The sequence below is a fragment of the Bacillus sp. FJAT-14266 genome (genome assembly GCF_001719225.1).
Lineage (GTDB): Bacteria > Bacillota > Bacilli > Bacillales > Bacillaceae > Bacillus > Bacillus subtilis.
Genome location: NZ_CP017072.1, coordinates 1,788,083 through 1,802,617, shown reverse-complemented (window position 1 = coordinate 1,802,617; position 14,535 = coordinate 1,788,083). Strand labels below are relative to the sequence as shown.

Below are 14,535 nucleotides of genomic sequence, written 5' to 3'. Positions count from 1 at the left end.
TATTTTACATAATCGCGCGCTTTTTTTCACGCCCATTTCTAAAAATGTAAAATAAATGTAAGAATTTTCAGCCATTACAGCTTTGGCAAAAAAATAAGTAAACCAATGATACACGAAATCACGGCAAAAACGCAAACAGCCCCGGCGGCAGCGTCCTTGGCCGCTTTAGCAAGAGGGTGATGTTTGTCAGTTATTAAATCAACCGTATGTTCAATGGCTGTATTTAAAAGTTCAAGCGAAAACATACCACCTATCAAAAGGAATATAATCATCCACTCAATAATGCTGAGCTCTACAAGGAAGCCGCAAATGAGAACAGCGCAGGCGGCTGCGGCATGAAATTGGAAATTCCGCTCCGTCCGCGCTGTTTCCCATATGCCCCGGCCTGCATGCACGAAGCTTTTGAAGAATCGATTCAGCTCATTTCTATGATCTTTTGAGTCCATAAGCGTCCAGCAATTCCTTTTGCTTAGTAAACATCTCCTCTTCTTCCTCTTTCGTCATATGGTCATATCCTAAAAGGTGCAGAAATCCGTGTACAGCTAGAAATCCGAGCTCTCTTTTAAAAGAATGATTATACTCCTCTGCCTGCTCTCTTGTGCGATCGGCACTGATGATAATATCACCTAAAACCGGAGGCATTTCGGCGCCCACGATTTCGATCTCGCCTTCTCCCTCTTCTTCAAGAGCAAATGAGATGACATCTGTCGGAGCATCCTTTCCCCGGTATTCTTTGTTAATCTGATGTATGTCATCATTGGAAACAATCGTGACAGAAACTTCAGCCTGATCCTGAACGCCTTCACGCTCAGCGGCAAATTGAAGCAGATTTTCTACTTCTTTGAGCATCTCTTCTGAGACGCTTCCCGTTTCATCAACGATATCAATCAGTAAACTCATCTATTTCACCTTCTTAGTAGCCTCCGGATATTCAATCCGGGAGTGGAAAATTCCTTTTAATGTTGCACAGAGCGTTTTTGCGATTGTATCCAGCTCTTTAAATGTCAAATCGCATTCACTGAACTGTCCGTCCTGAAGCTTATCGGATATAATACCCCGGACAAGCTTTTCAATTCGTTCAGGATTTGGATTGTGCATGGATCTGACGGCCGCTTCAACACTGTCGGCCACTGATATAATTGCGGCTTCCTTTGACTGCGGCTTCGGTCCCGGATAACGGAACTCTTCCTCTGTAATCTGGTCGCCTTTTTCCTTCGCTTTATAGTAAAAAAACTTTAAAAGCGAGGTTCCATGATGCTGCTCAGCAATATCGACAAGCTCTTTCGGAAATTTATAGCTTCTCAGCATATTCGCACCGTCTGTCGTATGCGAGATAATAATATTTTTGCTCAACTGAGGTGACAGCTTGTCATGCGGATTGTCAATATTCATTTGGTTTTCAATAAAATATTGCGGGCGCTTTGTTTTTCCGAGATCGTGATAATATGCGCCGACTCTTGCAAGCAAACCATTAGCCCCAACCGCTTCACAGGCTGCCTCTGATAAATTGGCAACCATTACACTGTGATGATATGTACCTGGTGTTTCCGTCAGTATTTTGCGCAATAGCGGATGGTTAGGATTAGACAGCTCGAGCAGCCTCATGGTGGATAAAATGCCAAAGCCCGTCTCAAAAAACGGCATCAGACCGATGATCAATACAGATGAAGCAAACCCCGACACAACCCCCATGAGCATTAACGTGCCGATTTCAAGACCCGACAGCGCAGTGTTCTGGATCAATAATAAGGATAGAACGACAACCATATTAATAAACGCCACGAAAAGTCCGGTCTGCAAAATCTTTGATCTTGCATTGTGTTTTCCTAAAAATAATACACCTGAAATGCCGCTGATCAAATAATAAATCCCTATGACATAATTGAATGTTCCTGTCACACCCTGATTAAACATCATACTTCCGCAAATCGCAAGAATGATACTTCCCAAAATGGCAATGCGTTCATTCATCAGCAGTTTGATTAAGATGGCGCCGGCCGCAATGGGGACCAGATAGCCGATATTATTATACTCCATCTTCTGAAACAAACTGACAACCTCCATGATCACAAGCAAAAGTGTTGTGATTATGGAGAATAACAGAATGGATTGGTTTTTAAACTTCAGATTTTGTTTCTGTTTTTCAAAATAATATACAAGTGTTGCAATGAAAAGTCCGATCATAATCAATAGCCCGCTGATCGGTTTAAAGAGATTTGAGTTATTTAATAACCCGGTCAGCTCAAGTTTCCTGTACACTTCCCGATCAATGAGGTCATTTTCTTCCACGAGCACTTGCCCCTGTTTGATTTGAACCTGCTGGACATTATCTGAGGCTTCCTGCCGTTTTGCCTCTGTTGCTTTCGGATCGAAGACGTAATTCGGAATAATAGCAAAACGCCCGATTTCTGTCGCGGCTCCCAAGTATTTAGAAGGAATAGAATTGCTTTTTAGCTCTTTTTCTACCTTATCCTTTGCATCAGATAGTTTATCCGATGGGATTTCACTGCTCATGACCGTATTTACTGCGGTAATGACCGTATCTCTGACAAAAGAAAAGTCTTCACTGTCTGCTTTCAGCAATGTCTTGATGGAATCCTCCGATATAGAATCATTCACATCTGATGTCAATTTGTCCTTTACAGATTTGACCATTGATTTTTCCGATGGTGATTTACTGCCTTCTTCCGATGATTTTTTCACTTCACTAATACTGTCGAATATTGATGACACAAGGTCAATCCGATTGTCTGTATATTCTTTTTTTAATGTATATTGATCTTCAACCGCGTCCTCAGCGGCTTGCTTTTTTTCCTCTGTGGCTTTTTGATCTTCTACGGTTGCCGGAGCGTAAATGGTCTTGTCGCTGACTGAAAACAGGTCTAAATCAAGTGTTTCCGGCTTAACATGTACAAAAAGCAAAGCAAACATAATGGCAGCCAGCAGAAGATACAGCAGTACATGCATGGAGCGGGCATTTTTAAAACTGCTCCATTTTTTCGAGCTGCTTTTGGTCTTAGCCTTCTTTTTCAACACAAGAACCTCCTCTTGAAACATCAAGCCCATAAGCAATCATAAAAATGACCCGATAACGCGCGATCGGGTCATTCAGCATTAATTTTGCTTATCGTATGCTTCAATAATTTTCGCAACAAGCGGATGTCTGACCACGTCTGTCTGGTCTAGCTCAATCATAGAAATGCCGTCTATTCCTTTCAGCATCTCCTTCGCTACTGCAAGTCCCGATTTGACGCCTTTCGGCAGATCAATTTGGCTGACGTCACCTGTAATGATCATTTTAGAGCCAAAACCCAGTCTCGTCAAAAACATTTTCATTTGAGCAGGCGTGGTATTCTGTGCTTCATCAAGTATAACATAAGCATCATCGAGCGTCCGCCCCCTCATATATGCGAGCGGAGCAATTTCAATGATGCCTCTTTCCATCAGACGTTCTGTATGATCTGCCCCAAGCACATCATGGAGAGCGTCATACAGCGGGCGCAAATAAGGATCTACTTTTTCTTTTAGGTCACCTGGGAGAAAACCAAGGCTTTCACCGGCTTCCACGGCAGGTCTTGTTAAAATGATTTTTTTGATATGTCCGTTTTTTAAAGCATGGACTGCTTTTACGACAGCCAGGTACGTTTTCCCGGTTCCCGCCGGACCAATGCCGAATACAAGGTCATTCCGCTTCATAGCGGCCACGTATTCCCGCTGTCCCATTGTTTTTACACGGATTGATTTGCCTTTTGCGTTTTTTGTAATTTCTTCTTCATACATGCTTTCAAAGTATTCAAGTTCATTCTTCTTTGCCATTTTGATGGCGTAAATCACATCACGTTCAGAGATCTCTATCCCCTTGCGAATTAAAGCGAGGAGCGATCCCAGCAGCCTGTCTGCAATCTGAAACGATTCATCATCGCCTGAAACATAAATCGTCTCGCCGCGCGTAATGATATTTAAATTCAGATCTTTCTCCATCAATTTCAAAAAAGAATCTTGGTTCCCGAAGAGTGAAAGCGCCTCGTCCGGGTTTTTCAGTTTTTGATTCATCGCAAGTAAATGTTCTGTCATTCTTCAGTCTCCCTGACAATAGGTGTGGTTTGAACGATATCTTCTATAACTTGGTAGAGAATAATCAACTTTACTTTACCATTCTCAACAGTCTGGTGCAAAACTTTTTCACTTTTCACCTCGCCGTTTTCGCCTATTTTATCCTCTACATCCTGTTTACCCAATTTAATGCCTTCTTGAACTGCTTCTTCTTTTGTATATTTTCGCAAAGCCTCTTCACTTTCTCTCGTTTGCTCTTTGACATAGGATACAGGGAGCTTAAATCCGAGAAAATGAAGCGAATGCTTTTCTTGTTCTGTTTTTGGATGCTTCAATTCCTCTTTTTTAAACGTCATCCCCCAGATCGGGATTGCCAAAGAACCAAAAGAAAGCTTGTGCTTTGTCCTTACTTTGCCCGTATAGACGTTAAATAATGTTTCAAGCGGGACTGTCACTTCTGATCTATACCAGGTTTCTCCATAAATTTCTGCTTTTGAGGCGACTTCCTGCTGATGGTCTTCGCTGCCGATCAGTCCCGAAACAAGCAGCTGTCCCTTTTCAACATGATCGTGTATGGCGGCCATGGGCTGTCCTTTTTGCACAAACATTCTCGTAATGGTTGCTTTCTTTTTGGCGACAATATTGCGCGGGCTAACATATTTTTCTTTTTCGGGCTCATTTTTCTCCACAACTTTCATATGAATGGTCGTCCCCTTCAGATCAACTCCGACCCAAGTGATATTGTCTATTCCATTGGTTAATGATTTCTGTATTTTTTCGGGCGACATCATTAAAAACTGCAGACGGCCCTTTTTGACGCCGATTTCATTAAGATGCTGCCTCATTTGATGTTCTGTTTCAGGCTTAGCGCCTGTCACATCAATTTTCCACACCATATTGGACAGCAAAAACAAAAGAATGAAAAAAATCGCAAAACCGATCGTAAACCCTATATTCAGCTTTGATTTCAGCAACAGGAAGGGAAATCCCTTCCGATTGATAAATCGGGCTTTACATTTAAATTTACTTCTTACCCGCCGAAAGGCATGTACATCCTGAAGCTGTATATATAACGATACGGCTTCTTTCTTTTTTTTGACATGAAAGACCGGAATCCCCTGTCTTGTGCATTCATTAAGGAGCCGCTCAATCCCTCTTCCCGTCAATTCAAGCTGGACCTTACCCGAAAAAAAAGACAGCCATTTATTTTTCACAACATTTCCCCCTCGGCTTTATGACTCAACATATCGAACGACATCAATCGTACCCTCCAAAAGTATCTCTTCCGGAAGAATCGCCTTGATGACAAAATTTTTACCAGATATGATGCACTGGCCCTGCTTCAGCATCAGCCGCACTTCATTCTCACTGAAAAGCAAAAGGCCTCTGTGGTTTTCTATGTAGATATGAAGTCTGCCAACCATTGTAATCCTCGGCAGATCCATCATAACGTCCGGGGGAATTTCCAATGCTCTTGTCAGCCAAGCTTTCATACGATTCTTTCTTTGCCCCATACAAAAAGAACCCCCTTTCATCTCATATGTATGATTTGAAAGGAGGTTCTAACACTTTAATTTTTACGGGCCGGGCGCATCGTACGGTGAGGTTTTTTCGCCCGTGGAGGTCCGAACACCTCTCCTAGAACGATCCCCTGTACGACGGTGTCTTTATTCACCTGAAGCATTTTTTGTTTTGTGTATACTGTTTTTTGTTTGGCAGCAGCAAGATCTCGTTCCAGCCCTTTCAGGTTTCTTGCTGTTTCCCTGCGTCTTTCTTCCGCTTCCCGTCTTGCCTGTTCCATACGGTTAGGGATAGGTGCAGGGGCATCTTCTTTTGACTGCTTCTTTTGAGGAGAAGCAGATTGCACGTGTTGAGGTTTTTTTCTTTTTTGGCTGTTTTGCTTTTCTTCTTTGCTCTTTTTGCCGAAAATCGCAGAAATGATTCCGATGATCGCTGCAATAATAAGCGGATTGGTCAGTAAATCTTCCATCAGCGTTCTCCCTTCTTAGAGAGATTATGATTTGCGGTCTTCATCCGAAGGGTCTTTCGTCAGCTTGCCGAATGAATCACGCATTTCTGTGTCAGCATCGATGTTCTTGATATTCATGTAATCCATGACGCCAATATTCCCTTCACGCAAAGCTTCTGCCATCGCAAGCGGCACTTCCGCCTCGGCTTCTACTACTTTCGCGCGCATTTCTTCTACGCGGGCACGCATTTCCTGTTCTTGAGCGACAGCCATCGCACGTCGTTCTTCCGCTTTTGCCTGCGCGATGTTTTTATCAGCCTCGGCCTGATCGGTTTGTAAAATTGCCCCGATGTTTTTGCCGATATCTACATCTGCAATATCAATTGAGAGAATTTCAAACGCAGTTCCTGAGTCCAATCCTTTTCCAAGGACTGTCTGAGAAATCATGTCAGGGTTTTCAAGCACTTTTTTATGATTATCAGATGAACCGATTGTAGAAACGATTCCCTCACCTACACGAGCTACAATGGTTTCTTCCCCTGCTCCCCCGACGAGGCGCTCGATATTCGCTCTTACTGTGATTCTCGCTTTCGCTTTCACTTCAATCCCGTCCATTGCGACGCCGGCAATGAACGGTGTTTCAATCACCTTAGGATTAACGCTCATTTGAACAGCTTCCAACACGTCCCGGCCTGCAAGATCAATGGCAGCACAGCGCTCGAATGTGAGTTCAATGTTAGCTCGCTGAGCAGCGATAAGCGCGTTGACGACTCTGTCAACATTACCTCCAGCCAGGTAGTGGCTTTCAAGCTGGTTTGTTCCAACATTAAGTCCCGCTTTATGGGCTTTAATCAGCGGGTTAACAACCCGATTCGGAATGACACGGCGAAGCCTCATCCCAACTAGAGTGAAAATGCTGATTTTCACTCCGGCTGCCAAAGCTGAAATCCAAAGCATTGCAGGCACAAATGTAAAAAATACTGCCAAAACAATGATCGCTACTGCGACAATTGCCAGAATCATAAGTGTTGACGGATCCATATAACTTCTCCTCGTTTCTATTTAAATTTCTCTCACGACAATGCGTGAGCCTTCTACTTTTATCACTTTTACTTTTTTATCTTTTTCTGTAAACGATCCCTCCGATACAACGTCAAGGCGTTCATCATCAATAATGACGGTACCGGAAGGGCGCAGCGGTGTAAAGGTTATACCCACTTTTCCCATTAAGTCCGTGCGCGTTTGATTTGAAACGTAGCCGCTCTCCGTGTTTGTAGAATCATTTAATATCAATTTCTTAAAGAATTTCATACGCTTTCCCAACACCCTTGTCAGTAAAATAAAAGCTGTAATCGAAACAGCTGAGGCGATCAAGAGAGAAACCGCCATGACAGTGAAGCTCCCCGCGGCTAAAAACAGGCTCGCAATAATCGCTCCCAAGCCCAGTAATCCAATGATTCCTCCGGGAAGAAAAACCTCAAGCAGAATGAGAATCACCCCTGCTATAAAGAGGAGAACCGTCTCATACCCGGCAAGGCCGGCTGCAAGATGCCCGTAAAAGAACAGCAATAACGCAATGAGTCCAGCCGTTCCAGGGAGGCCGACACCCGGGGAAAAAAGCTCCACCGTCAGACCTAAAAAAGCGATTGTCAGCAGAATAGGGACAATGACCGGATTCGTCAGCCATCTTGCTGTCTTTTCCGCAAAGCTCTCCTTTGCATAGCTGATCTGCGCCTTTTCGAACCCAAGCTTCTTTACGAGCGTGGACAAATTGTCAGCAGTGCCTTCTGAATAGCCTACCTCAATTGCCTTGTCTGCGTTAAGTGTCAGCAGATCTCCCTTAGGCGCGCCGACTTCCTTGGCATCTATATCCGGATCAGCCATTGCGAGCGCATATTTTGGATCGCGGTTATTTTTCACTGCGGCATCTTCCATCTCTGCCAGCCAAAGTGATTGAGCTTTTTGGTCAGCGGCATTGCCTTGGCCATCAACAATCGCGGCGGCTCCCATTTTTCCGCCAGGCGCCATATAAATGTGATCTGCTTGAAGTGCAATATATGCACCAGCAGACAACGCGCGTTTGTTGACATATGCAGTTACGGGGATCTCGCTTTCGGTTATCAAATCGGCCATATCTATAGCAGATTTGACCAATCCCCCGGGGTATTGATATCGAGAATAATATGGTCTGCATGTGCATCCTTTGCATCTTGTAACGAACGGGACAAAAACGAGGCGAGACCCTGTTCGACATTTTTTTCAACCGGAATCACATAAACAGTTTGTTTTTCTGCTTTTGCGTTCAGTTGTACGCCTAATAAAGAAAGCAAAAATATACTCAAAAGAGCAGCACGGAATCCTTTGATTTGAAGCAAGGGCGGTGTATCCCTCCTTCCTTTTATAATAAGTGCCTTCTCTTCATACGTAACAAATGTATCAAAGGTTTCATTTTTTTATGTATAAAAAAAGACATCTCTCTTAGAAAGATGTCCTTTTCTTTGCCATTTAAGACAGTTGACTGCTCACAAGCTTATTAATTAAACTTCCGTCAGCTTTACCTTTTACTTTAGGCATAATTGCCCCCATCACTTTGCCCATGTCCGCTTTTGAGCTCGCACCGACCTCCGCGATGGTTTCATTTACGATTGTACGCAGCTCTTCTTCTGACAGCTGCTCAGGTAAATAAACTTCTAAAATGTCCAGCTCTTTTTGAACTTTATCTACTAAATCTAAACGATTAGCGTTTGAAAATTCCTGGAGGGAGTCTTTACGTTGCTTAAGTTCACGAGAAAGGACAGTGAGTTCCTCATCCTCGGTCAAACTGTCTTTCTTAAGCTTAATTGCTTCATTTTGAAGTGAAGCCTTAACCATTCGAACGACAGTCAGTTTGTCTTTCTCACGGTTTTTCATATACAGCTTCATATCCTGGTTGAGACGCTCAAGAAGACTCATAAATCCACCCTCTTTTAGAATTTGCGTTTTCTAGCAGCTTCAGACTTTTTCTTGCGCTTTACGCTAGGTTTTTCATAAAATTCACGCTTTCTTGCTTCTTGCAAAGTACCTGTCTTTGATACACTGCGTTTGAAGCGACGAAGAGCATCTTCAAGCGATTCGTTTTTTCTAACGACCGTTTTTGACATTCTCTTTCCCTCCCTCCGAATACACCAATCGACTACCTTTAAGTTACACATATAAACATGTACTTTGACATTATAATATAAGCCATCAGTCAGGTCAACTAAGTGAGTTCACTTTTCCGTCATGAGTGCGACTGCCTGTCTATATAATGAAAGAAAGGGGTTGGTGAATAGGATGTTAATTCTGATTAGCTTTACTGCTCTTATATTATTCTTTCTCGCAGGCATGAACATGCTTCGAAAGGGCTTAATTTCAATGGCGTACTCAAAAATTGAAGAACGTTTGCTTTTATTTACAGACCATCCGTTAAAAGCGTTTCTTATCAGTATTGTATTTACGGGGATACTTCAGAGCAGCTCAGCCTTTATGGTCATTGTCATCGGCTTTGTAAGTGCGGGCGTTCTTTCTTTTAAGCGGACGATCCCGATGATTCTGGGGACAAATGTTGGCTCTACTTTTACAACTGAATTTATTGCTATCAAAATGGATATTGTGATTTGGGTTCTTTTAATAGGAGGTTTATTGTTTTTTCTGACTGGCAGGTATCCTTTGAAACAGCTGGGAACAAGCTTCCTTGGACTGGGCATCATCTTCTTTTGCATCAGCGGATTCAGCCATCTTGCCGGGCCGCTGACAAAGCTGAAAACGGGCGCCGACGTTCTATACCATGTTAACGATTCAAACTGGTCCGCTTTGCTCATCGGCATGGTGTTAACTGCCATCATTCACTCCAGTTCTGTCTGTATCGGCATTTTGATGAGTTTTATGAATGAAGGGATTATCGGACTGACACAGGCGATGAGCGTCGTACTCGGATCAAATATCGGGACATGCATTACAGCTGTCATGGCTGCTGTATCCGGCGGATATGCGGCGAAACAGACAGCATATGCCCATGTGGTATTTAACGTGCTAGGGGTGGCTCTAGTATTGCCTTTTCTGACCGCAGCGACCGGCTTTGTAGAGCAGTTATCACCTGATCCCGCACAAAAGATCGCGCATTTCAGCCTTTTATTTAATGTGGTGACAGCTCTTTTATTTCTTCCGCTTACAAACTTGTTTTACCGATTGATTCACCTTCTTATCCCGGCTAAATAAAAAAATCGGTACATTTTAATGCACCGATTTTTTAGGTTAAGAAGACAAACGCATGTGTTCAGTTATTTCATCCTCAACCACACGGACAAACTGTCCTTCGTTGTAAGGATAACCTGCTTTTAGGATTTTGACTTTTACGATTTTGCCGATCATATCTTCCGTACCTTTGAAAACAACCTTCATATAATTGTCTGTGTAACCGACAAACATATTTTCTTCTTCTGTTTCCTTAAACGCTTCCTCAGGGATAATCTCAAGCACTTCATTTTCATACTGAGAAGCGTATTCTTTTGCAAGCTGGTCAGAAAGAGCAATCAGGCGGTGCACACGTTCGTTTTTCACGTTTTCATCCACTTGGTCTTCCATTCGTGCAGCTGGTGTTCCTGTACGCTTACTGTAAGGGAAAACATGCAGCTCAGAGAATTTATGTTCTTTAATAAAGTTATAGGTTTCCATAAATTCTTCTTCTGTTTCTCCAGGGAACCCGACGATGACATCAGAAGTAACAGCTAAGCCTGGCAGTGCTTTTTTCAATTTATTTAAACGGTCTGCAAAGAATTCCATTGTATATTTGCGTCTCATCCGTTTAAGCACTGTGTTTGATCCGGATTGGATAGGAATATGCAAATGATTCACTATCTTATCTGAGCGGTCTAAGACCTCGATCACTTCGTCAGTGATTTGGCTGGCTTCGATTGAAGAAATTCTGATCCGTTTCACGCCTTCCACACGGGTGTCTAATTCGCTCAAAAGCTTCGCGAAGTTGTAATCTTTCATATCTTCGCCGTAGCCGCCTGTATGAATACCCGTAAGAACAATTTCCTTATATCCGGCATCGACAAGCTGCTGCGCTTGTTTAATGACTTCTTCAGGGTCGCGGGAGCGGAGCAGGCCTCTCGCCCACGGAATGATACAGAATGTGCAGAAATTATTGCAGCCCTCCTGTATTTTCAATGACGCTCTTGTGCGGTCCGTGAAAGCAGGCACATCAAGCTCTTCATATACTCTTGCTTTCATGATGTTGCTGACGCCATTAATCGGCTGGCGTTCTTCTCGGTATTGGTCAATGTAGCCAAGCATTTTTTCACGGTCCTGTGTTCCGACTACAATGTCGACACCGGGGATCGCCATAATCTCAGCAGGTGAGGTTTGCGCGTAGCAGCCTGTGACACAGATGACACCGTCAGGATTTTGACGAATGGCGCGTCTGATCACTTGGCGGCTTTTTTTATCTCCCGTATTTGTAACCGTACATGTATTAATGACATATACATCAGCTGTTTGTTCAAAGTCTCTTCTTTCATAGCCCGCTTCTTTGAAAAGCTGCCAGATTGCTTCTGTTTCATAATGGTTGACTTTACAGCCAAGCGTATGGAAAGCAACAGTTGCCATTACTGATCACCTCTTAATAACTCTGTTTGATAAGAAATCGCACTCAACGCGTATAGCGGAGCGGTTTCTGTCCTTAAAATTCTCGGTCCAAGGCCGCACGTCACACCGTCTTGCTCTGTGAGCCGTTCAACCTCCGCTTCTGTTAAACCGCCTTCGGGACCAAATACGATCAATAGAGATGATCCTTTCGGAAGGCTGCTTACAATCGCGCTGAATGCGCTTATTTCCCCTTGCTTCGATGACTCCTCGTATGCAACGACACATTTATCGAAATCCTGCATCCTTTGAAGAAGCTGCTGAAAAGAATGGACATCCATCACTCGCGGCACTTCGTTACGGTACGATTGCTCAGCCGCTTCCTTCGCAATTTTCGTCCATCTTTCCCGCTTTTTCTTTGCCTTTTTGTCATCCAGCTTGACAACAGAACGCGCGGCTTGGAAAGGAATAAAGGCATGAGCTCCGAGCTCAGTCCCCTTTTGGATAATCCATTCAAGCTTATCTCCTTTCGGAAGGCCGCTCGCAATATAGACCTTTATCGGAAGCTCTCTGTTTTCATTCGTCCATTCTATCACAAGGCAGGACACTTTATCTTTGGAAACAGATTGAAGTTCACATTTTGCCTCGAAGCCGTCTTGAGAGCAGCAGATAATCTGATCTCCCTCATTCATTCTCATCACGTTCACAATATGATGAACTTCTTCGCCGGTAATCGAAAAAGTCGGCGCTTCCTCTATTTGCTGCTTCGTGAGCTCGATAAAATATCGTTGCATACGCTGTGACACCTACTAACTGTTATTTTTTCGCAATAATGCTGACCCAATCTTCCATTGAAAGGATTTCTACAATGGTAAAGCCAGCTTGTTCCAGTGCTTCTTTTACTTCTTGTTTTTTATGACCGATGATTCCTGACGTAATAAAGTGACCGCCTTCTTTTAACAGGCTGTACGCTTGTGAAGTAAAGCGAAGAATGACTTCAGCCAAAATGTTGGCCACAATCACATCATGTTCCCCTTCAATCCCGTCTAACAAATTGTTTTGCTTCACTTGAGCAATATCGCTGACTTTGTTCAGCTTGAGATTGAGGCGTGCACTTTCTACAGCCACGGGATCAAGATCGTAGGCATGAACCGATTCAGCCTCAAGCATTGCAGCCGCAATACTTAAAATTCCCGAACCAGTGCCGACATCAATCACCTTATCACCCTTTTGCACAAAGCGTTCAAGCGCCTGAATGCAGAGTACGGTTGTCGGATGTGTCCCTGTGCCGAAAGCCATTCCCGGGTCCATTTCAATAATCAGTTCATCAGTATGGACCGGCGTATATTCCTCCCACGTCGGCACAATTGTAAACTTTTCAGAAATTTTCACAGGATGATAATACTTTTTCCAGGCAGTCGCCCACTCTTCTTCATTTACTTCAGAAATAGTGATGTGGTTTCTGCCCAAATCAATATTGTAAAGAAGGAGATTATTAATCGTTTCTTTGATGCCGTCTACAGTTTCGCCCAGAAAACTGTTAACCGGCAGATATGCTTTGACAATGACACCCTCATCTGGGTAATCATTGGGGTCGAGCTGGTAGATTTCCCCGTACACATTCTCACGTTCTTTAATTAAATCAAGCGGGTCCTCTATCACAACCCCACTTGCACCAGCTTCATGCAATATATTTGAGATAGGTTCGACCGCTTCATGTGTTGTGTGAATGCTTAATTCGGACCATTTCAAAACTACCAACTCCTCATCCAATAATTAATCGCCTTTAAACGCGCGTTTTACCTTGTCAAAGAAACTCATTTCCTGTTCGTCAGGCAGGTTTCCGCTGACTTCGGCAAATTCGCGGATAATGTCTTTTTGTTTATCAGTCAGATTTGTCGGCGTAACGACGCGGACGACGATATGCTGGTCACCCTGTCCATAGCCTCTGACATTTTGAACGCCTTTGCCTCTTAATCTGAATTTCGTTCCTGTTTGTGTACCGGCCGGAATTTTCAATTTCACTTTTCCATGCAGCGTCGGCACTTCTACCTCATCTCCAAGAGCAGCCTGAGCAAACGTTAACGGCATTTCACAGTAAATATCATCGCCGTCACGCTCGAAGAACTCGTGTGCGCGTACATGGAACACGACAAATAAATCCCCGGCAGGGCCGCCGTTTATTCCTGGTTCACCCTGTCCCGAGAGACGAAGCTGCTGCCCGTCATCTACACCGGCTGGAATTGTCACATTGATTTTCTTGCGTTTTTTGATTTTTCCTTTGCCGCCGCAGTCCGCACATTTGTTTTTAATGATTTTGCCTGTACCTTCACAGTGGTGGCAGACCCGTCTGTTAACGACTTTTCCAAACGGTGTATTTTGCTCCACGTTTAACTGGCCGGAGCCTCCGCAGTGGGAGCATGTTTCTGGATTTGTTCCAGGTTTCGCACCTGAGCCTTTACATGTTTCGCACGTTTCCTCGCGGGGAATTTCGATGGTTGTTTCTTTACCGAAAGCCGCATCCTCAAACGACAGGGTCATCGTATACTGTAAATCAGCACCCTGGCGCGGAGCGTTTGGATCTCTTCGTCTTGTGCCTCCGCCGAATATACTTGAGAAAATATCATCGAAACCAAAACCGCCGAAATCGCCGCCGCCAAAACCTCCGCCGCCGAAGCCTTGGTTAGGGTCAGTGTGACCAAATTGATCGTAATGCGCACGTTTTTGGTCATCTGACAGCGTTTCGTATGCTTCTTTTACCTCTTTAAATTTTTCATCTGATCCGGCTTCTTTGTTAATATCAGGATGATATTTTTTTGACAGCTTCCGATAAGCTTTTTTAATTTCATCCTTTGAAGCGCTCTTACTTACTCCCAGCACTTCATAGTAATCACGCTTACTCATCTCGC

General features: G+C 43.7%; 15 protein-coding genes and 1 pseudogene. 1 reads left to right on the top strand and 15 read right to left on the bottom strand.

The window, feature by feature from the left end:
• Positions 1-74: 74 nt before the first annotated feature.
• The 11 genes and pseudogenes from BGM23_RS09425 to rpsU form a co-directional block, all read right to left on the bottom strand.
• Positions 75-446: a diacylglycerol kinase family protein gene (locus BGM23_RS09425; RefSeq protein ID WP_004398824.1), complete on the bottom strand. Its 372-nt coding sequence runs from the start codon at positions 444-446 to the stop codon at positions 75-77.
• Entirely contained in the window at positions 427-900 is a 474-nt protein-coding gene (ybeY, locus tag BGM23_RS09420; RefSeq protein WP_003230039.1) for an rRNA maturation RNase YbeY, read from the bottom strand. The genes BGM23_RS09425 and ybeY overlap by 20 nt, the downstream gene beginning before the upstream one ends.
• Complete coding sequence (gene pgpH / locus BGM23_RS09415; protein WP_010886570.1) at positions 901-3,036, bottom strand: cyclic-di-AMP phosphodiesterase PgpH; 2,136 nt, start codon at positions 3,034-3,036, stop codon at positions 901-903.
• A gap of 78 nt (positions 3,037-3,114) precedes the next feature.
• Complete coding sequence (locus BGM23_RS09405; protein WP_003230035.1) at positions 3,115-4,074, bottom strand: PhoH family protein; 960 nt, start codon at positions 4,072-4,074, stop codon at positions 3,115-3,117.
• A complete protein-coding gene (gene yqfD / locus BGM23_RS09400; protein WP_003230033.1) occupies positions 4,071-5,267 on the bottom strand; it encodes a sporulation protein YqfD in 1,197 nt (398 codons plus the stop codon). The genes BGM23_RS09405 and yqfD overlap by 4 nt, the downstream gene beginning before the upstream one ends.
• A gap of 18 nt (positions 5,268-5,285) precedes the next feature.
• Positions 5,286-5,567: a sporulation protein YqfC gene (yqfC, locus tag BGM23_RS09395; protein WP_003226191.1), complete on the bottom strand. Its 282-nt coding sequence runs from the start codon at positions 5,565-5,567 to the stop codon at positions 5,286-5,288.
• A gap of 56 nt (positions 5,568-5,623) precedes the next feature.
• Positions 5,624-6,043 (bottom strand): hypothetical protein, encoded by a 420-nt coding sequence (locus BGM23_RS09390; protein ID WP_003230029.1) that lies wholly within the window; start codon positions 6,041-6,043, stop codon positions 5,624-5,626.
• Positions 6,044-6,067: 24 nt separating this feature from the next.
• Positions 6,068-7,063 carry a flotillin-like protein FloA gene (gene floA / locus BGM23_RS09385; protein ID WP_029726705.1) on the bottom strand — a complete coding sequence of 332 codons (996 nt, stop codon included), beginning with the start codon at positions 7,061-7,063 and terminating at the stop codon, positions 6,068-6,070.
• Between the two features lie 21 nt (positions 7,064-7,084).
• Positions 7,085-8,397 (bottom strand): annotated as a pseudogene (locus tag BGM23_RS09380) (NfeD family protein).
• Positions 8,398-8,527: 130 nt separating this feature from the next.
• Positions 8,528-8,974 carry a GatB/YqeY domain-containing protein gene (locus tag BGM23_RS09375; RefSeq protein ID WP_003230022.1) on the bottom strand — a complete coding sequence of 149 codons (447 nt, stop codon included), beginning with the start codon at positions 8,972-8,974 and terminating at the stop codon, positions 8,528-8,530.
• Between the two features lie 14 nt (positions 8,975-8,988).
• Entirely contained in the window at positions 8,989-9,162 is a 174-nt protein-coding gene (gene rpsU / locus BGM23_RS09370; RefSeq protein WP_003152957.1) for a 30S ribosomal protein S21, read from the bottom strand.
• Between the two features lie 172 nt (positions 9,163-9,334).
• Between rpsU and BGM23_RS09365 the strand changes: the two genes are divergently transcribed.
• Positions 9,335-10,258: a Na/Pi symporter gene (locus tag BGM23_RS09365; protein ID WP_003230019.1), complete on the top strand. Its 924-nt coding sequence runs from the start codon at positions 9,335-9,337 to the stop codon at positions 10,256-10,258.
• A 36-nt stretch (positions 10,259-10,294) separates the two neighbouring features.
• Here the strand turns inward: BGM23_RS09365 and mtaB are convergent, their stop codons facing one another.
• The 4 genes from mtaB to dnaJ are packed head-to-tail and all read right to left on the bottom strand — an operon-like array spanning position 10,295 to position 14,530.
• Complete coding sequence (gene mtaB, locus BGM23_RS09360) at positions 10,295-11,650, bottom strand: tRNA (N(6)-L-threonylcarbamoyladenosine(37)-C(2))-methylthiotransferase MtaB (RefSeq protein ID WP_003230017.1); 1,356 nt, start codon at positions 11,648-11,650, stop codon at positions 10,295-10,297.
• Complete coding sequence (locus BGM23_RS09355) at positions 11,650-12,420, bottom strand: 16S rRNA (uracil(1498)-N(3))-methyltransferase (RefSeq protein ID WP_003230015.1); 771 nt, start codon at positions 12,418-12,420, stop codon at positions 11,650-11,652. Before BGM23_RS09355 ends, mtaB begins: the two co-directional genes overlap by 1 nt.
• A 22-nt stretch (positions 12,421-12,442) precedes the next feature.
• The gene (gene prmA, locus BGM23_RS09350) at positions 12,443-13,378 is read right to left on the bottom strand and encodes a 50S ribosomal protein L11 methyltransferase (RefSeq protein ID WP_004398884.1); all 936 of its coding nucleotides are present in this window, start codon (positions 13,376-13,378) and stop codon (positions 12,443-12,445) included.
• Positions 13,379-13,402: 24 nt separating this feature from the next.
• Positions 13,403-14,530 carry a molecular chaperone DnaJ gene (dnaJ, locus tag BGM23_RS09345; protein ID WP_003230010.1) on the bottom strand — a complete coding sequence of 376 codons (1,128 nt, stop codon included), beginning with the start codon at positions 14,528-14,530 and terminating at the stop codon, positions 13,403-13,405.
• Between the last annotated feature and the right edge of the window lie 5 nt (positions 14,531-14,535).